At 40.1% G+C, this 17,605-nt stretch carries 17 protein-coding genes; 16 read left to right on the top strand and 1 reads right to left on the bottom strand.

The window, feature by feature from the left end; translation table 11 throughout:
- Nucleotides 1–357: 357 nt before the first annotated feature.
- From DVW06_RS15940 to DVW06_RS15920, 5 genes are all read left to right on the top strand, one after another.
- On the top strand, nt 358–561 hold the full coding sequence (locus tag DVW06_RS15940; protein WP_000814511.1) for an excisionase: 204 nt from the start codon (nt 358–360) through the stop codon (nt 559–561).
- 81 nt (nt 562–642) lie between these two features.
- On the top strand, nt 643–1,860 hold the full coding sequence (locus DVW06_RS15935; protein ID WP_001291561.1) for a tyrosine-type recombinase/integrase: 1,218 nt from the start codon (nt 643–645) through the stop codon (nt 1,858–1,860).
- 226 nt (nt 1,861–2,086) lie between these two features.
- Complete coding sequence (locus DVW06_RS15930) at nt 2,087–3,250, top strand: nucleotidyltransferase (RefSeq protein WP_137264863.1); 1,164 nt, start codon at nt 2,087–2,089, stop codon at nt 3,248–3,250.
- 80 nt (nt 3,251–3,330) lie between these two features.
- Nucleotides 3,331–4,056, top strand: coding sequence for a YebC/PmpR family DNA-binding transcriptional regulator (locus DVW06_RS15925; RefSeq protein ID WP_003126366.1), 726 nt, complete (start codon nt 3,331–3,333; stop codon nt 4,054–4,056).
- A 162-nt stretch (nt 4,057–4,218) separates the two neighbouring features.
- Nucleotides 4,219–4,878: a hypothetical protein gene (locus tag DVW06_RS15920; RefSeq protein WP_003126367.1), complete on the top strand. Its 660-nt coding sequence runs from the start codon at nt 4,219–4,221 to the stop codon at nt 4,876–4,878.
- Nucleotides 4,879–5,031: 153 nt separating this feature from the next.
- Here the strand turns inward: DVW06_RS15920 and helD are convergent, their stop codons facing one another.
- Nucleotides 5,032–7,296, bottom strand: coding sequence for an RNA polymerase recycling motor HelD (gene helD / locus DVW06_RS15915; protein WP_131732104.1), 2,265 nt, complete (start codon nt 7,294–7,296; stop codon nt 5,032–5,034).
- A gap of 136 nt (nt 7,297–7,432) precedes the next feature.
- Here helD and DVW06_RS15910 point away from each other — a divergent pair, with 136 nt between their 5' ends.
- The 11 genes from DVW06_RS15910 (at nt 7,433) to rbfA (ending at nt 17,440) form a co-directional block, all read left to right on the top strand.
- On the top strand, nt 7,433–8,296 hold the full coding sequence (locus DVW06_RS15910) for an aminoglycoside 6-adenylyltransferase (RefSeq protein WP_153226864.1): 864 nt from the start codon (nt 7,433–7,435) through the stop codon (nt 8,294–8,296).
- Nucleotides 8,297–8,421: 125 nt separating this feature from the next.
- The gene (locus tag DVW06_RS15905) at nt 8,422–8,598 is read left to right on the top strand and encodes a 2-hydroxymuconate tautomerase (protein WP_005471289.1); all 177 of its coding nucleotides are present in this window, start codon (nt 8,422–8,424) and stop codon (nt 8,596–8,598) included.
- Between the two features lie 322 nt (nt 8,599–8,920).
- Complete coding sequence (gene thrS, locus DVW06_RS15900) at nt 8,921–10,861, top strand: threonine--tRNA ligase (RefSeq protein WP_096710613.1); 1,941 nt, start codon at nt 8,921–8,923, stop codon at nt 10,859–10,861.
- Nucleotides 10,862–11,167: 306 nt separating this feature from the next.
- Nucleotides 11,168–11,584, top strand: a complete 417-nt coding sequence (locus DVW06_RS15895) for a DUF4234 domain-containing protein (RefSeq protein WP_003126374.1) — start codon at nt 11,168–11,170, stop codon at nt 11,582–11,584.
- Nucleotides 11,569–11,922, top strand: coding sequence for a DUF2752 domain-containing protein (locus DVW06_RS15890; protein WP_034704326.1), 354 nt, complete (start codon nt 11,569–11,571; stop codon nt 11,920–11,922). Before DVW06_RS15895 ends, DVW06_RS15890 begins: the two co-directional genes overlap by 16 nt.
- 246 nt (nt 11,923–12,168) lie before the next feature.
- Nucleotides 12,169–12,642, top strand: coding sequence for a ribosome maturation factor RimP (gene rimP / locus DVW06_RS15885; protein ID WP_003126376.1), 474 nt, complete (start codon nt 12,169–12,171; stop codon nt 12,640–12,642).
- 21 nt (nt 12,643–12,663) lie between these two features.
- Nucleotides 12,664–13,860 carry a transcription termination factor NusA gene (gene nusA, locus DVW06_RS15880; protein WP_096710612.1) on the top strand — a complete coding sequence of 399 codons (1,197 nt, stop codon included), beginning with the start codon at nt 12,664–12,666 and terminating at the stop codon, nt 13,858–13,860.
- A 17-nt stretch (nt 13,861–13,877) separates the two neighbouring features.
- On the top strand, nt 13,878–14,174 hold the full coding sequence (rnpM, locus tag DVW06_RS15875; RefSeq protein ID WP_003126378.1) for an RNase P modulator RnpM: 297 nt from the start codon (nt 13,878–13,880) through the stop codon (nt 14,172–14,174).
- Nucleotides 14,167–14,469: a YlxQ-related RNA-binding protein gene (locus DVW06_RS15870; protein WP_005471295.1), complete on the top strand. Its 303-nt coding sequence runs from the start codon at nt 14,167–14,169 to the stop codon at nt 14,467–14,469. Before rnpM ends, DVW06_RS15870 begins: the two co-directional genes overlap by 8 nt.
- Nucleotides 14,470–14,481: 12 nt before the next feature.
- Entirely contained in the window at nt 14,482–17,061 is a 2,580-nt protein-coding gene (infB, locus tag DVW06_RS15865; protein WP_096710611.1) for a translation initiation factor IF-2, read from the top strand.
- A 28-nt stretch (nt 17,062–17,089) separates the two neighbouring features.
- Complete coding sequence (gene rbfA / locus DVW06_RS15860; RefSeq protein ID WP_005471299.1) at nt 17,090–17,440, top strand: 30S ribosome-binding factor RbfA; 351 nt, start codon at nt 17,090–17,092, stop codon at nt 17,438–17,440.
- The last annotated feature ends 165 nt before the right edge of the window (nt 17,441–17,605 follow it).

Below are 17,605 nucleotides of genomic sequence, written 5' to 3'. Positions count from 1 at the left end.
ATCCTGCTGAAATTGCTTTCCTTTAAAATGATTCATCGTCATTCCTCCTGCTATCTTTTTCTATTATTCTACCTTATTTGATAGTAGATTTAAAACTTTGCAACAGAACCGAGCGATTCATGTTAGTGATCCGAGAAGCAATCTTTAGCAGGATTGCCTGCAACGACATTCTTATCGTGATAATGATACTCCCATACAGTCAATAGTCCGAGCGTGATAAAACCGTCGCAGGCAATGAGTATGGCTACATGAGAACCATGCAGGGGTGGAACTCCCGTGAGCTTTGCTAAAGCTGTTCGATTGCTGGTAAAACAACTTTTATGAAATCCAAATAAGTGATTTGGAAAGGAGGATTTTATGAAGCAGACTGACATTCCTATTTGGGAACGTTATACCCTAACCATTGAAGAAGCGTCAAAATATTTTCGTATTGGCGAAAACAAGCTACGACGCTTGGCAGAGGAAAATAAAAATGCAAATTGGCTGATTATGAATGGCAATCGTATTCAGATTAAACGAAAACAATTTGAAAAAATTATAGATACATTGGACGCAATCTAGCGTCGCCAAAGGGTCTTGTATATGATAAAATAGTATTAAGTCGTATCAAGGCTCTTTCCATAAAGGAAAGGAGCAAATGCCATGTCAGAAAAAAGACGTGACAATAAAGGTCGAATCTTAAAGACTGGAGAGAGCCAACGAAAAGACGGAAGATACTTATACAAATATATAGATTCATTTGGAGAACCGCAATTTGTTTACTCGTGGAAACTTGTGGCTACAGACCGAGTACCAGCAGGAAAGCGTGATTGTATCTCACTTAGAGAGAAAATCGCAGAGTTACAGAAAGACATTCATGATGGTATTGATGTTGTAGGAAAGAAAATGACACTCTGCCAGCTTTACGCAAAACAGAACGCTCAAAGACCAAAGGTTAGAAAAAACACTGAAACTGGACGCAAATATCTTATGGATATTTTGAAGAAAGACAAGTTAGGTGTAAGAAGTATTGACAGTATTAAGCCATCAGACGCTAAAGAATGGGCTATTAGAATGAGTGAAAATGGTTATGCTTATCAAACCATCAATAACTACAAACGTTCTTTAAAGGCTTCATTCTATATTGCTATACAAGATGATTGTGTTCGGAAGAATCCATTTGACTTTCAACTGAAAGCAGTTCTTGATGATGATACTGTCCCTAAGACCGTACTAACAGAAGAACAGGAAGAAAAACTGTTAGCCTTTGCAAAAGCTGATAAAACCTACAGCAAAAATTATGATGAAATTCTGATACTCTTAAAAACAGGTCTTCGTATTTCAGAGTTTGGTGGTTTGACACTTCCAGATTTAGATTTTGAGAATCGTCTTGTCAATATAGACCATCAGCTATTGAGAGATACTGAAATTGGGTACTACATTGAAACACCAAAGACCAAAAGTGGCGAACGTCAAGTTCCTATGGTTGAAGAAGCCTATCAAGCATTTAAGCGAGTGTTAGCGAATCGAAAGAATGATAAGCGTGTTGAGATTGATGGATATAGTGATTTCCTCTTTCTTAATAGAAAGAACTATCCAAAAGTGGCAAGTGATTACAACGGCATGATGAAAGGTCTTGTTAAGAAATACAATAAGTATAACGAGGATAAATTGCCACACATCACTCCACATAGTTTGCGACATACATTCTGTACCAACTATGCAAATGCAGGAATGAATCCAAAGGCATTACAGTACATTATGGGACATGCTAATATAGCCATGACGCTGAACTATTACGCACATGCAACATTCGATTCTGCAATGGCAGAAATGAAACGCTTGAATAAAGAGAAGCAACAGGAGCGTCTTGTTGCTTAGTAGTACAAATGAATTTACTACTTATTTACCACTTCTGACAGCTAAGACATGAGGAAATATGCAAAGAAACGTGAAGTATCTTCCTACAGTAAAAATACTCGAAAGCACATAGAATAAGGCTTTACGAGCATTTAAGAAAATATAAAAAGATAATTAGAAATTTATACTTTGTTTATATTTAAAAAGAACTTAAATTTTTTTGCTGATGGGAGAAAGGAGTGGAGAAATGCAAGCATGCGGTATTGTTGTAGAGTATAATCCTTTTCATAATGGCCATGAATTTCATGTCCAGCAAGCTAGAAAAGCATCTGGAGCGGATGTTGTTGTGGCGGTGATGAGTGGCAACTTTTTGCAGCGAGGAGAACCGGCAATCGTTGACAAATGGCAGCGTGCTCGAGCTGCAATCGAAAATGGCGTGGATCTAATTGTAGAATTACCGCCGGCTTGGTCAGTTCAATCAGCTGATTTCTTTGCAAAAGGAGCAATTAGAATTCTGCAATCATTGGATTGCTCCTTTTTATGTTTTGGAACGGACGCTCCCGAACCATTTGATTATGAAGCATTTGCGCATTTTGAGCGAAACAATCAAGAAGTCATCGACCAGTTTTTCCAAGAGAATGCTTCTGAGAACCAAACCTATACACAAAAAATGCATGCGGCTTTTGCAGCAGTCTATCCAGACTTTTTGGCAGAGGCTCATTTGCCTAATCACATATTGGGCATGCGCTATGCTCGTGAAACGTGTCAGTATCCATCACCAATGAAACTGTTGCCGATTTCAAGGAAACAAGCGGCCTATCACTCACAAGAATTGTCTGGTGGGATGATTGCCAGTGCGACGGCTATTCGCAAAGCTGTGAAGGCAGGTCAAGAGATTAAAGGGTACGTTCCTGAAAGTGTAAGAAATGATTTATTAGACCAAACGATTGATTGGGAGTTTTTTTGGCCATTGTTGCAGTACCAACTTATCGCAACCCCTCTTGAACAATTGCGAACCCGGTATCAAGTGACCGAAGGATTAGAATATCGGATCAAAGATTGTTTACACGCCACTTCTTTTGCGGAATTTATGGCACTTCTGAAAACAAAACGGTATACTAGAACTAGACTTCAGCGGTTGATGTGTTATCTATTGTTTCAAGCAACCAGTGAAGAAGTCCAACAAGCGCAAAAGAATACCGGGATTCGTATTTTGGGGTTTACAACAGCAGGTCAAACTTATTTAAAGCAAGTTAAAAAGAAGACAGACCTGCCGCTCATTTCTAAATTTGGCAAAAAGGAAAGCGAGCGTTTTGGGTATTCTTTACGGGTAGATCAAATCTATCAGTTGGCATCACCACAGATTGTAGAACAAAATTTTGGTCGTTCCCCTATTTTTCTAAAGAATTGAACTGAAATTACTTCACAGAACAGGAAATCACAAGTATAATGATTAAGGAATTTTGATTATAAAGAAAGCGAAGTGAAATTATGGGTCGTAAATGGGCAAATATCGTAGCAAAGAAAACTGCTAAGGATGCAAACAATAGCCGAGTTTATGCAAAATTTGGAATCGAAATCTACGCGGCAGCAAAATCAGGTGATCCTGATCCTCATGCGAACCAAAAATTGCGCTTTGTTATTGAACGTGCAAAAACATACAATGTACCAAAACACATCATTGACCGAGCAATTGAGAAAGCAAAAGGTTCAGGGGATGAACAATACTCCGAATTGCGTTATGAAGGGTTCGGACCAAATGGTTCAATGGTTATCGTCGATACATTGACGAATAATGTTAACCGTACAGCAGCAGACGTACGAGCAGCTTTTGGTAAAAATGGCGGAAACATGGGTGTTTCTGGCGCGGTTGCTTACATGTTTGATAATACGGCATTATTTGGTTTTTCTGGTACGGATGCAGATGACATCTTAGAATACTTGATGGAAAAAGACATCGACGTGCGCGATGTTCTTGAAGAAGATGGTCAAATCATCGTCCATGGAGAACCTAGTGATTTTCATGTGATTCAAGAAGCTTTAAAAGAAAAAGGAATTACTGAGTTTTCAATTGCTGAGATGCAGATGATTCCTCAAAATGAAGTCACTTTGACTGGAGAAGATCTTGAAAAATTTGAAAAAATGATCGATGCACTAGAAGACTTAGAGGATGTCCAAAACGTTTATCATAATGTAGCAGACAGCGAAGAAGAATAAAAGTAAGACATCCTTGAAAGTTTATCTGTGCTTTCGGGGGTGTTTTTTTACTTTCATTTTTATCGTTTTCAAAAAACAAAGGGGTATTTCTTTTGGTTTAATCGCTTTTTTTATGTTATTATTTAAGTAATTAGCAGTATGAGCAAGAAGGGAGCGGCAGAGTTGGAAGAAAAAATCGTTTTAGAGCCTTTTGATCGGATTTTAAGCGGATACGATAAATTAGCAGAAGTATCTGTCTCAGTTTCTGATTGTTCTGCACTGTGCCGCAAATACAAAAAATACGGTGTAGAGGGATACCGTTTGGGCGGCTTTCGTGGAGCCACCTATTTGAATCGTTACTTGAATGTGACGGTAGATCGTGCGCCTTTACTGATTTATAAACGGAATTTTTTGATCCCGCTGGTTTTTCGAGTATCGGAAGCGTCCCAACGCTTATTTTTGGACAATTATCGGATGGAAGGCTTTTTCTTGTTGTTAGAGTGGCTGCTGCATCATCGTCCAGAAAAAGCAATCATTGATTTTCAGAAAAGTAATCAAATTGATCCTGAAAGGGAATATGTGATCGACAGTTCTTATATTGCTTTTCGTTTAACAGAAATTCTAGATGGTTCCGGTTTTCCCCTCAGTCACTTTACAGATGTCGAACAATTTATGGAATGGAACCGGATCTATCGATTGATCGACAATGGCAGTATTGGAAAACATAGTAAAATCTTTGATCCTGACAATGAAGAAAATGTTTCAGAACTTCAGATGATTTTGACGATTGTCGCGATGAAATATCCAGAAACGAGACTCTTTATCGGTGAATTGAAGGGGTGATCGAACCCTGTAAAAAAATGACAAAACAAATACCGATCAAACAAGGCTTTTGTCGAGAAGAATATTGTTTGATTGATCATTTATCGCTAGGCAAAAACGAGAGCAAGGGATTGTCCGCTTGCTCTCGTTTTTTTGATGTATCAATCGCTTTCCTTAAAGCAATTGTAATGCGTAGGTTGCGGGATCAGCTTTCTCTAGCAATTGATTGGTGTTATTTTGCAAAACAATCAATTGGTGCATGGCACGGGTCGCCATGGTATAGAAGATCAATTGATCTTGCTCCGTCACAAAAGAAGTCCCATACGTCCATAAGAATACTTGATCAAATTCCAACCCTTTAGCTAAAAAGGCTGGAAAAATCATGATTTTACGTTTCATAAAATCTTCCTCTGAAGTAATTAATTGAACTTGATCCTGCATCTCTTCAGAGAGCTGGGCATAAAGCGCTCGGCAGTCGGTAGCTGTCTTACAGATGATAGCTGTGCGCCAGTGTGACTGTGATTTGGTTAATGCTTGCTGCAAGTAGTCCAGACCAACTGTTTCGTTCTCGGTTTGAATGACTTGAGGGAGAGCCCCTTCGCGTGCTGTCAATTCAACTTGATCGGAACCAGTTAAGAATTGGTTGGCAAAATCCGTGATTTCTTTCGTTGAACGATAGCTGGTTTTTAATTGATACCGAGTCACGCTGTCAGCAGGAAACAACTCTTCCAACGAACCAACGATCGTTTCATTACCGTAGACCTTTTGATTTAAATCACCACATAAAGTAATTCCGGCTTTAGGATATAATTGACGTAAGAGAGCCACTTGAGCAGGCGGAAAATCCTGCATCTCATCAATGAAAATAAACCGTGCTTTTTCATCCACATAGATTGGGTAAAGTTGTTTGATCAACAAAAAGAATAGCACGGCATCTTCTTGGGTCAATTGGCGTTGCCGCAGACCTTCTCGCAGAAGTCGGAGATGTTGTTGCCAATCTTCATCACGGATCGCTTGATCGTCTAACAACGTCTTAGGAACTGCCTGTAAGAAATGTAAATACTGCTTGGTTTGGTTGATAAACTGGTATTGTTTGACACCACGAGTTAGTGAGCGGAATTTTTTCTTAACGATTTGCTGCCGGATTTGCTTACGCAATCGGCGTTCATTTTCTTCGGTGTACTCCTGATAAGGATCTTTGGCAAAATGTTGCTGCAACTGCTCTTCGGTTGCTTCTTTGACCCAATCTTTTTTGGCCTCATCTTTTTCAAGACCACCGATTTTTTTCAGTAATTTTGTTTGTAATAATTGACTCCGTTGATACAAAGGAAGCTCTTGATTTGTTTCTTGATACCAACGACGGATTTGTTCTTTCGTAATGTATGTCTGTCCTTGAATTTTTAAATCACGAAATAACGGACCGATCGCAGAAATCTTCTGTACGTATCGTTGAATCAATTTGACAAGTTTCAGACTGCTTTTGATCTTTTCAATCCGATCGTCTGCTCCTGATAAGAAAGTTTCTTCTAGCTGTGTTTCTTTTGTGATTTGGAAATTGGGCAGAGCTCTTTGGATGAAATGGTGGAACGTACGTGTTGGCACTTCACTTTCCCCAAGAGAAGGCAAGACCATTGAAATATAATCAGAAAATAAATGATTGGGAGAGAAAAGCAAGACTTGTTCTTCATCCAGCCATTTGCGGTTGCGGTAAAGCAAGAACGCCACCCGTTGCAACAGTGCCGATGTTTTACCACTGCCGGCAATTCCTTCAATCAGCATGAACTTGCTAGTAGTATCACGAATGATCTGATTTTGTGCTTTTTGGATCGTTGAGACAATATTTTTCATTTGAGAAGAAGAGGCTTCGTCTAAAATCTCCAGCAAAAACTCATCATTGATGATTTCTGAAGTGTCCACCATAGACAAAATCTGGCCTTCTTGAATTTTGAATTGACGCTTCAGCAACAACTCAACTGTAAAGCGATCGGTTTCTGTTTCATAAAACGTTTCGCCTAATTCTCCTTCGTAATATAAATTTGCGATAGGTGCCCGCCAATCGATGACAATTGTTTCTTCTTGCTGATCCCTTAAAGAGGCGATCCCTAGATAAAGTGTTTCTTTTTCTTGTTCTTCTTGAAAATCAATTCGGGCAAAATAAGGATTGCTAGCCATTGTTTCCAATGTTTTGACCCTTTTCTCTTGAGATTCCGCTGTTCGATATTTTAACAGCAATTCTTGCTCGTGTTGCTGATATTCAACAACAGATTCGTAAAAAGCTTCGCTGTCACCACCACGAATCTTCTTTTCGGAAATCTCTTTTAACTGATCCTCCATTTTTGTAGCCAAGTCCGCTTTTTGCTGCGCTAAGACCATTTGTTCTCTTCGAATCAATGCGATCGTATCATCGACATGTAGTTGTTCTTTTTGACGTTCGTTCACAAGGAATCCTCCTTAAAAAAATTGCGACATAAAATTATAGCATATAATCTTTGCGAATGTCGTCTGAAAAATCGTTCTATGGTAAAATTTAAGTATGCTTTTGAGATCAATTTGATCAAAGAAAGGGAGGATAGCTGTGCGGAATGAAGCTGAAATGCTAGCAGTGATTTTACGAGTTGGTCAAAACATAGGTGTCCAAGCAATCGCAATCTCTGGGTCCCGGCGAGAACCTAATGCAATAAGCGATCGGTTTCAAGATTATGATATCGTTTATATTGTTGACAATATGCAAGAACTAATAGCAGAACCTAGCTGGCTGGAAGAATTCGGACAGATCATGATCATGCAGACTCCAGAAAGTTCTGTGCTTTCGCAACCCTCTTTGGGAGGACGTTTTACATTCTTGATGCATTTTGAAGATGGCAATCGCATAGACTTGATGCTTTGCCCGGTTGAATTGATCCATTTGTTGCAAGCTGAACCCTTTCTTGAGCGTCTCTATGATCCAAAAGAATTTCTGCAGGGAATGACAGTTCCTGATGCCTCTATCTTTTGGATTAAACCACCGACAGAAAAATCGTTTCATGACAGTTGTAACGAATTTTGGTGGGTAGCGACTTATGTCGTCAAAGGGCTTGTCAGAAATCAGCTTTTCTATGCCGCCGACCATTTGTACCAAATTTGCTGGCAAGAGTTGCTTCGGCAATATGACTGGTATCTAGCGCATCAAGCAGACTATCGTCTCAGTACCGGAAAGAACCATAAATATCTTCAAAATTATTTATCAGAAGAAGAGTATGAGCGGTTGACGGCACTTTGTTTTTCATCTGTTGAAACTTGCGGCGAATCCTTATGGAAAATCGTTCAACTATTTGATGAGATTGCTCGTTATGTAAGCAGACAACATCAATTTTTGTACCATGAAGAGGAGGCCAGTAAGGTGATGAAGTATGTTCAAAAATGGCATTCGAGAAAATGGCGTGAAGATCCAGCCAAATGAAATGGAAGAATCTTTAGATTGTCAGAAACGCTTATTCTTGATAAGGGACAGTCATTCGATAATAGAGCAGGTTATTGCAGAGCATAATTAAGAAGCGTATACTAATGAACAGAGGAGTGATGACTATGCCATTTATTCATGTAGAATTAGTAGAAGGCCGATCGCAAGAACAATTGACCAATATGATGAAAGAAATTACTGAAGCAGTCCACAAAAATACTGGGGCACCTAAAGAACATATTCATGTCATTATCAACGAAATGAAAAAAGGACAGTATGCAGTTAATGGTGATTGGAAATAATTTACTTGATTTTTTAAGCAGATAGTGGTTAAATGAAGCCATAATTGATTGATGAAAAAGACACCTGAATTTGAGAGTCTTCGATAAGAGAGGGAAATCACGGCTGAAAATTTCCTGGAAGAAAACCAATGGATGACCACTTTTTCAAACCTTTGTTGAAACAAAGGCGGTCGTACCGTTATCCCGTCAAAGAAATACAGCGTTGTTGTATTTGAAATTAGGTGGAACCACGAAATCTTCGTCCTAGTATCGTTATCTGATACTAGGACTTTTTTTGGTTCGAATCATTCATTGATCAAATAAATCAGTAGGGGGAAAACAAATGACACTAACAATTACATTCCCAGATGGGGCGAAAAAAGAATTTGCAGTTGGCATCACAACAAAAGAAATTGCTGAAGGAATCTCTAAAAGTTTAGCGAAAAAAGCCTTAGCAGGAAAGGTCAATGGTCGGTTGATTGATCTTGATCGAGGGATTGAAGAGGATGCACAAATCGAAATCGTCACACCGGATCATGAGGATGCTTTAGGCTTGGTTCGCCATTCAGCAGCTCACTTAATGGCTCAGGCGATGCGTCGCCTTTATCCAAACATTCATTTTGGCGTGGGACCAGCTATCGATACAGGATTCTATTATGATACAGATAATGGAGAAAGCCCTGTAACTGCCGAAGATTTACCAGCAATTGAAGCAGAAATGATGAAAATCGTTAAAGAAAATCTACCGATCGAACGTCGTGTATTATCGAAAAAAGAAGCTTTAGAACTATTTGCTGAAGATCCATATAAAGTAGAATTGATCAGTGAACTACCAGAAGATGAAACGATTACTGCCTATCAACAAGGAGAGTTTGTTGATCTATGTCGCGGGCCTCACGTGCCATCAACAGGACGGATTCAAGTGTTCAAACTTTTATCTGTGGCAGGAGCTTACTGGCGTGGAAATTCAAATAACCAAATGATGCAACGGGTCTATGGAACAGCGTTCTTTGACAAAAAAGAGTTGAAAGAATTCATTCGTTTACGAGAAGAAGCCAAAGAGCGGGATCACCGCAAGCTAGGGAAAGAGTTAGACTTATTCATGCTCTCTCCAGAAGTTGGTGCTGGTCTACCATTTTGGTTGCCAAAAGGTGCAACCATTCGTCGTACCATTGAGCGCTACATCGTGGATAAAGAAGTAAGCTTGGGTTACCAACACGTTTATACACCAATCATGGCCAATGTTGACCTTTATAAGACTTCAGGACACTGGGATCATTATCATGAAGATATGTTTCCGCCAATGGACATGGGAGATGGGGAAATGCTCGTTCTTCGTCCAATGAATTGCCCTCATCATATGATGGTCTACAAAAACGATATTCACTCTTATCGTGAATTGCCGATTCGAATCGCTGAATTAGGGATGATGCACCGTTACGAAAAATCTGGCGCTCTTTCTGGGTTGCAACGGGTTCGGGAAATGACTCTAAATGATGGACATACATTTGTTCGTCCTGATCAAATCAAAGATGAATTCAAACGGACTTTGGATTTGATGGTTGAAGTCTATAAAGATTTCAATGTAACAGATTACCGCTTCCGTTTAAGCTATCGTGATCCAGAAAACAAAGATAAATACTTTGATGATGATGCGATGTGGGAAAATGCCCAAACCATGCTGAAAGCAGCGATGGATGAATTGAATTTGGATTATTTCGAAGCAGAAGGGGAAGCAGCGTTCTATGGTCCAAAATTAGACGTTCAAGTAAAAACTGCTTTGGGCATGGAAGAAACGCTTTCCACGATCCAATTAGATTTCTTATTACCAGAACGTTTCGACTTAACTTATGTTGGTGAAGATGGTGAAAATACACATCGTCCAGTCGTGATCCATCGCGGGATCGTTTCAACAATGGAACGTTTCGTTGCCTACTTAACAGAAGTTTACAAAGGCGCATTTCCAACTTGGTTGGCACCGATCCAAGCAACGATCATTCCTGTTTCAGTCGATGCACACAGCGATTATGCTTATGAGATCAAAGAACGTCTTCAATCACAAGGTTTACGTGTGGAAGTGGACGATCGCAATGAAAAAATGGGCTACAAAATTCGCGCATCACAAATGCAAAAAATTCCTTATCAGTTAGTTGTCGGAGACCAAGAAGTCAAAGATGCAACTGTCAATATTCGTCGTTACGGCAGCAAAGAAACGAACGTTGAAGAACTAAATATCTTTGTTGATGCAATGGCAGCAGAAGTAAAAAATTATAGTCGCGCATAAATCAATTAAAAGGATTATAATAAAAGGATTGTAATAAAAGGTTTGTAATAGAAGCAAAAAATGAGACTATCCGAATGACAGTGGAAAAAAAGTGTTTGTCCAGCTGGCGTTATTACTGGTGACTAGTTGGAGATTAACAGCATCCCAATGTCCTTCAGAGGTTTCGTTTATTAAAAAGCTTAGATTACATCCTTTTTTTTCATTATTATTGAAATAAATTTCCTTTAAAAGGACTTTCCACTTTTTTGGATTGGTGTATAATTGGAAGAAAAGTAAAAAGATTCAATCTTTTAGAAGGAGTAACCGATGTATCAAAATTATCAATCCAAGAAAAAGTCCATTTTAATGGTGATTTTACTAACTATTATTACTTGCGGCATCTATTCACTTTTCTGGCTATACCAAACCACGCAAGATTTGACAGAATATAGTGAAGATTATCGCCTTACCCCAGGCATGTCTGTGTTGTTGACGATCATTACTTGCGGGTTGTACCAAATTTATTGGTGGTATCGAATCGCGGACATTTTTATCACTGCACAGGAAAAAACGAAATTTCCACGTATCAATGATAATAAAGTGTTGTTTGTTGTCTTAGCGATTTTTGGTTTGGACATTATCAATATGGCCATTTTACAATCGGATATGAATCAAGTGTGGGAGTCTGCAGATTCTGCAAGCCAATCAGTTACTCAAGACACTGATGATTGGACCGATTATTAATGTGTCCGTTTAAACTGCTGACGGGGGTTCCTTGCCCTGGATGTGGAATGACTCGCGCCTATTTGCATCTTTTTGAAGGTGACATACAAGGCGCTTTTTATTTTCATCCACTTTTTTGGCTCATTCCTTTGCTAGTGTTACTTGTCATTTTCTGGAAAAAGCCCATGGTTCAGCGTATCAATCAAAATCGCTACTTTTGGCTTGGACTGATGATTGCTGTTCTGGGCGTTTATGGCTACCGCATGTGGCACTTTTTTCCTGATCAAGCGCCGATGGACTTTGATCCGAAAGCTTTGCTTCCACAAGTCATCACGAAGCTTGTCGCCTTCATTGCTTGAATCAAGAAAGACAGCTGCCTATTTTGAGATAGAGGGAACAAGGAAGTATTCTGAAGGAAGAAATCTTAAGAAATAGGATGTAAAATTTTCAGAAAAAGCCACAAAATGCTAGGATACTTGAATTTGTTAGTAAACTATGTTATATTTACATAGTAATGATACTTAGAGTGAGTGAGCGGTTTTTTCGCTCACTCTTTTTAATGGAATGAAGTTCGTTTCGTTGAGAAATAAAGGAGGCGATGTCGTGTGAGTACAGTGGTGGAAACTGTCACAACAATTGTGACCCCCATTCTGGAAGCGCAAAATTTTGAATTAGTTGAGGTAGAATTTGTTAAGGAAGGAAAAAGCTGGTTTCTAAGGGTGTTTATTGACAAAGAGGGCGGAATCGATATTGAAGAATGTGCCTTTGTCAGTGAACAACTGAGTGATAAATTGGATGCCTGTGATCCAGATCCGATCCCACAAGCCTATTTCTTAGAGGTATCCTCGCCTGGTGCTGAACGCCCCCTCAAAAAAGAAGAGGACTATCACCGTGCAGTTGGAGAATATATCCATCTTTCCTTGTATCAGCCGGTGGAAGGCGAAAAGCAATTTGAAGGCTTTTTGCAGTCCTTTGATGAAGAACAACTAGTCATTAAGATTCGAATCAAAACAAGAGAAAAAGAACTAACGATCGAACGGAAAAATATTGCCAAAGCTCGTTTAGCAATCCAATTTTAAACACGGAGGAATGGAAGAATCATGAGTAAAGAAATGTTAAATGCACTTGATGCATTGGAAGCAGAAAAAGGCATTTCAAAAGAGATCGTCATTGACGCATTGGAAGCCGCGTTAGTGTCAGCGTACAAACGTCATTATGGTCAAGCGCAAAATGTAGAAGTTGAATTTGACCAGAAAAAAGGCAATATTCACGTTTATGCAGTCAAAGAAGTGACCGAAGAAGTAATGGACTCTCAATTGGAAGTGTCTTTGAAAGAAGCCATGACGATCAATCCTGCTTACGAGATTGGCGATAAGATCCGTTTCGAAGTGACCCCGAAAGATTTTGGCCGGATAGCTGCTCAAACAGCAAAACAGGTCATTTTGCAACGGGTGCGCGAGGCAGAACGGACAATCATCTACAATGAATTCAGTGCCTATGAAAAAGATATCCTGCAAGGGATCGTTGAACGTCAGGACAATCGCTATATCTATGTGAACCTTGGAAAAATCGAAGCAGTATTATCAAAACAAGATCAAATGCCAAATGAATTCTATCAACCTCACGATCGGATCAAAGTATTTGTTTCTCGGGTCGAAAATACTTCGAAAGGGCCTCAAGTTTTTGTAAGCCGTAGTCATCCTGATTTATTACGCCGTTTATTTGAACAAGAAGTACCGGAAGTTTATGATGGTACAGTTGAAATCGTCAGCATTGCCAGAGAAGCAGGAGACCGCTCTAAAGTAGCTGTGCGCTCATTTGATGCTAATGTCGATCCTGTCGGAACTTGTGTTGGTCCAAAGGGACAACGGGTTCAAGCAATTGTCAATGAATTAAAAGGTGAGAACATGGATATTGTTGAGTGGAATGATGATCCAGCGGTATTTATTGCAAATGCATTGAATCCAGCAGAAGTGACTGATGTTATTTTTGATGTGGATAATCCGAAAGCTTGTACGGTGGTCGTACCTGATTATCAGCTATCGCTTGCCATTGGTAAACGAGGACAAAATGCCCGTTTGGCTGCGAAATTGACTGGCTTTAAGATCGATATCAAATCGGAGTCAGACATGGAAGAATTTTATGCAAAATTAGAAGAAGGCGCCTATATCGATGAAGGCGAGGCTGTTGAAAGTCAAGAAAGCACTATCGAAGATAATGAGTCTCACGACGAAATGATCATTGCTTCTGATATGACGGCAGACGATTACGAAAACATGGATTTTGACAAAAAATAAGTCAAGGAGAGATCGCGATGAAAAAACGAAAAATTCCTTTACGAAAATCTGTTGTTTCAGGGGAAATGATTCCCAAAAAAGAAATGCTGCGCATCACCCGTTCGAAAGAAGGAACCGTTGCGATCGATCCATCCGGCAAGATGCCGGGTCGAGGAGCGTACATCGCTATCGAACCAGAGGAAGCGCAATTAGCTTGGGATAAGCGGATCTTGGATAGAGTATTAGAGACGAAATTGTCAGATGAATTTTATCAAGAACTCTTAGACTATGTGACGCATCAAAAAGCCCGAAGAGAGTTATTTGCAAATGAATAAACAAAAAGCATTGAATATGTTAGGACTAGCCATGCGTGCTGGGAAATTGATCACTGGCGAAGAGATGACGTTAAAAGAGATTCGTCAACAACGAGCAGCTCTCGTACTTGTCGCTAGTGACGCTGGTAAAAATACACAAAAGAAAATAAAGGACAAAAGTTCTTATTATGAAATTCCGCTCCTAGATACATTTTCTGCCGATGAAATCAGTTCAGCCATTGGCAAACCGCGAATGGTGGTGGGCATTCTAGATGCAGGATTTGCAAAGAAGGTGCAGGAATTAATATTAGGTTAGGAAGGTGATTGCATGGGAAAAAAAAGAATTTATGAACTTGCAAAAGAATGGAACAAATCGAGCAAAGAGGTTGTTGAAAAAGCACAATCTTTAGGCTTTGATGTGAAAAATCACATGGGCGCGATCTCAGATGGAGAGGCGCAAAAATTGCGGCAGTCATTAGGCGGCAATCCAAATGATCGATCATCAGCAAAACCAACCCCCGCAAATCAGAAACCAGCCAACCAGCCGGAAAAACAAGAGCAAAAGAAATTTAAAACGCAGAGAAATAATCCTAACTTCCAGAACCGACACAATAATCAAGGGCAGCGGAACACGACGAATTCTCGTCCTAATGGTCAAGGACAACCCAACCGCCCAACAAGTCAAAACAACGGATCAACAAATCAAGGAAGTAATCGACCAAATAACCAAGGAAGTCAAAATCGAGTGAATAACCAAGAAAATCGTAACAATCAAGGACAACAAAATCGTCCAACGAACCAAAATAGAACACAAGGACAACAAAACCGTCCTAGCGGTCAAGGGCAACAAAATCGCCCAGCACAGGGACAACAAAATCGTCCGAACCAAGGAAATCAAAGTCAAAATCGCCCAGCACAAGGACAACAAAGTCGTCCAAACCAAGGGGCTAGCAGTCAAGGAACACAAAGCCGTCCAGCTGGTGATAACCAAAATCGCGGTGGAAATCAAAACCGTGGTAAGTCAAACTACAACGGACGCAACAATAATTTCAATAACAATAACCGCAACAAGTTTAACAAAAAAGGGAAAAAAGGTCGTCAACAGCAAGAGAAAAAACCACCTGTTCCAGCACGTAAATTCCGTGAATTACCAGAAGTATTGGAATATACAGAAGGCATGAATGTAGCGGATATCGCGAAAAAAATCTATCGTGAACCTGCTGAGATCATCAAGAAGTTGTTTATGATGGGAGTTATGGTCAATCAAAACCAACCATTGGATAAAGATACGATCGAATTGTTAGCAACTGATTACGGTATTGAACCACAAGAAAAAGTTCAAATCGACATCGCGGATATCGATAAATTCTTTGAACCAGAAGAACAAAACAAAGAAAATCTTGTTTCTCGTCCGCCGGTAGTTACCATCATGGGACACGTTGACCACGGGAAAACAACGTTATTAGACACATTGCGCCATTCTCGTGTGACAAGCGGAGAAGCTGGTGGGATCACGCAGCATATCGGTGCTTATCAAATCGATATCGATGGCAAACCAATTACTTTCTTGGATACTCCTGGACACGCGGCCTTCACAAGTATGCGGGCACGGGGAGCAAGTATCACTGATATTACGATTTTAGTTGTAGCAGCAGATGACGGTGTAATGCCACAAACTGTCGAAGCAATCAACCATGCTAAAGCAGCAAAAGTACCAATCATCGTTGCGGTTAACAAAATCGATAAACCAGGTGCGAACCCGCAACATGTCATGCAAGAATTAAGTGAATATGAATTGATTCCAGAAGCCTGGGGTGGCGATACCATCTTTGTAGAAATCTCTGCTAAATTTGGTCAAAATATTGAAGAATTGCTGGAAATGATTTTACTTGTTGCTGAAGTAGAAGATTTGAAAGCAGATCCATCACAACGGGCGATCGGTACAGTGATCGAAGCTCGTCTGGATAAAGGAAAAGGTCCGGTTGCTACCTTATTGGTACAGCAAGGAACGTTACATGTAGGTGATCCTATCGTCGTCGGGAACACATTCGGTCGAGTTCGTGTGATGACCAACGATTTAGGCCGTCGGGACAAAACAGCGGGACCAGCTACACCAGTTGAAATTACCGGATTGAATGATGTGCCGCAAGCGGGTGATCGATTCGTTACATTTGAAGACGAAAAGACAGCTCGTGCAGCAGGGGAAGAACGGGCGAAACGCGCCGTGATGGAACAACGCGCTTCCAGCAGCCGGGTAACGCTTGACAATCTGTTTGAAAGCCTAAAAGAAGGCGAATTAAAAGAAGTCAATGTAATCATTAAAGCGGATGTTCAAGGTTCTGCTGAAGCGTTGGGTGCTTCATTGAAGAAAATCGATGTAGAAGGCGTTCGGGTCAATATTGTCCATTCAGCAGTTGGAGCAGTCAATGAAAGTGACGTGACACTTGCAGCAGCAAGTAACGCGATCATTATTGGTTTCAATGTGCGGCCAACTCCGCAAGCTAAACAACAAGCCGAAGCCGAAGAAGTCGATATTCGTTTACACCGAATCATTTACAAAGCTATCGAAGAAATCGAAACAGCGATGAAAGGGATGCTTGATCCTGAATTTGAGGAAAAAATCACTGGTCAAATGATCGTTCGTGAAACCTACAAAGTTTCTAAAGTTGGTACGATCGCCGGTTGTTATGTAACGGAAGGCAGCATTCGCCGTGACAGCGGTGTGCGGGTAATCCGTGACGGCATCGTGATCTATGAAGGAAAATTAGCTAGTTTGAAACGTTTCAAAGATGACGTGAAAGAAGTAAAACTAGGCTTTGAATGTGGTGCCATGATCGAGAAATTCAATGATGTCAAAGTAGATGATGTGATTGAAGGCTACGTAATGGAAGAAGTACCAATGAATTAAGACACTAGTTATCAGGGAGGTTTTTTGAATGGCTAATTATCGTGACCGTAGAGTTGCCCAAGAAATCTTAAAAGAAGTGAATCAAATACTTCGTAAGAAAGTCCGTGATCCTCGTGTTCAAGATGTTACCATCACAGATGTTCGCGTGACAGGGGACTTGCAGCAAGCAACGATTTTCTACAGCACTTTGAGTGATCTTGCATCTGAAAAGCAAAAAGCACAAGCCGGATTAGAGAAAGCAACAGGGTTAGTCCGTCGTGAATTGGGACAGGCACTGTCATTATATAAAGTTCCGGAGTTGCAATTTGAACTAGATGAATCTGTTCAATATGGAAATAAGATCGATGAAATGATTCGCGATTTGCATAAAGGCGAATAAAGAATCACATAAAAAAAGGCCGCGTATATGTAGTGACCCCAAAAAGTTAGACTTTTATGGAGTGGAGAAATCCACTCCTTTTTTGTATGATAAGATTAACTGTTAGACAGCTGTTTTTACAGCTTCTCGAAACTGAACCGGACTTCGCCAATTTAATTTCTTTTT

The sequence above is a fragment of the Enterococcus sp. ARL09-542 genome, assembly GCF_005234805.1.
Taxonomy (GTDB): domain Bacteria; phylum Bacillota; class Bacilli; order Lactobacillales; family Enterococcaceae; genus Enterococcus_D; species Enterococcus_D gallinarum.
The sequence above is the reverse complement of the archived record's forward strand: the minus strand, read 5'-3'. Positions and strand labels throughout refer to the sequence as shown.

Bases quoted from the DNA above. Each gene is read 5' to 3' on its own strand.
- DVW06_RS15940 (WP_000814511.1), top strand. From the start codon at position 358: ATGAAGCAGACTGACATTCCTATTTGGGAACGTTATACCCTAACCATT.
- DVW06_RS15935 (WP_001291561.1), top strand. From the start codon at position 643: ATGTCAGAAAAAAGACGTGACAATAAAGGTCGAATCTTAAAGACTGGA.
- DVW06_RS15930 (WP_137264863.1), top strand. From the start codon at position 2,087: ATGCAAGCATGCGGTATTGTTGTAGAGTATAATCCTTTTCATAATGGC.
- DVW06_RS15925 (WP_003126366.1), top strand. From the start codon at position 3,331: ATGGGTCGTAAATGGGCAAATATCGTAGCAAAGAAAACTGCTAAGGAT.
- DVW06_RS15905 (WP_005471289.1), top strand. From the start codon at position 8,422: ATGCCATTTATTCATGTAGAATTAGTAGAAGGCCGATCGCAAGAACAA.
- thrS (WP_096710613.1), top strand. From the start codon at position 8,921: ATGACACTAACAATTACATTCCCAGATGGGGCGAAAAAAGAATTTGCA.
- DVW06_RS15895 (WP_003126374.1), top strand. From the start codon at position 11,168: ATGTATCAAAATTATCAATCCAAGAAAAAGTCCATTTTAATGGTGATT.
- nusA (WP_096710612.1), top strand. From the start codon at position 12,664: ATGAGTAAAGAAATGTTAAATGCACTTGATGCATTGGAAGCAGAAAAA.
- rnpM (WP_003126378.1), top strand. From the start codon at position 13,878: ATGAAAAAACGAAAAATTCCTTTACGAAAATCTGTTGTTTCAGGGGAA.
- DVW06_RS15870 (WP_005471295.1), top strand. From the start codon at position 14,167: ATGAATAAACAAAAAGCATTGAATATGTTAGGACTAGCCATGCGTGCT.
- infB (WP_096710611.1), top strand. From the start codon at position 14,482: ATGGGAAAAAAAAGAATTTATGAACTTGCAAAAGAATGGAACAAATCG.
- rbfA (WP_005471299.1), top strand. From the start codon at position 17,090: ATGGCTAATTATCGTGACCGTAGAGTTGCCCAAGAAATCTTAAAAGAA.